The 698-nt window shown below is 50.6% G+C and carries 1 protein-coding gene; it reads left to right on the forward strand.

Translation table 11 applies throughout. The annotated features are described in order from the left end of the window. Positions 1 to 663: SAM-dependent methyltransferase (locus tag KIV40_RS32455; protein WP_285353470.1), on the forward strand; the 663-nt coding region annotated here is incomplete at its 5' end. Positions 664 to 698 lie beyond the last annotated feature (35 nt).

Raw genomic sequence — 698 nt, forward strand, 5'->3', positions numbered from 1 at the left:
AAATTATCTGCGCCGTGCGATGTCACTCTGCTTCCAGGCTTCGATAAAGGCTGGGTTTCAGTACAAGATGCCGCTGCGCAGCTGTCAGTTGACTACCTAACACCAAAAAACGGCGAGCTAATTCTGGATTGCTGCGCTGCACCGGGTGGTAAAACAGCACACATCCTTGAGCATACCAACGACACAGAAGTGGTTGCGATCGATGCGGATCCTAAACGTCTAGACCGCGTCTACGACAACCTAGAGCGTCTACAACTGCGTGCGGATGTTATTTGTGGTGATGCTCGTTACCCACAAGAGTGGTGGAGCGGCGAACAGTTTGACCGTATCCCGCTTGATGCCCCTTGTTCGGCAACAGGCGTAATTCGTCGTCACCCAGACATCAAGTGGCTGCGCCGTGCTTCAGATATTGATGCGCTGGCAGAACTACAAAGCGAAATCATGGATGCGATGTGGGGACAACTGAAAGCAGGTGGCACTATGGTGTATGCGACCTGTTCTATCACACCACAAGAGAACGTACTCCAAGTGAAAGCGTTCCTTGAGCGTACTGCGGACGCAACATTGATTGGCTCCGATATCGAACAACCAGGTCGTCAAATATTACCTGGCGAAGAAGATATGGATGGTTTCTACTACGCAGTGCTAGTGAAACAAGCATAATTATACAGCGGCTAAGAAGAGGTTCTTAGCCGCTG

The organism is Vibrio sp. D173a (assembly GCF_030248475.1).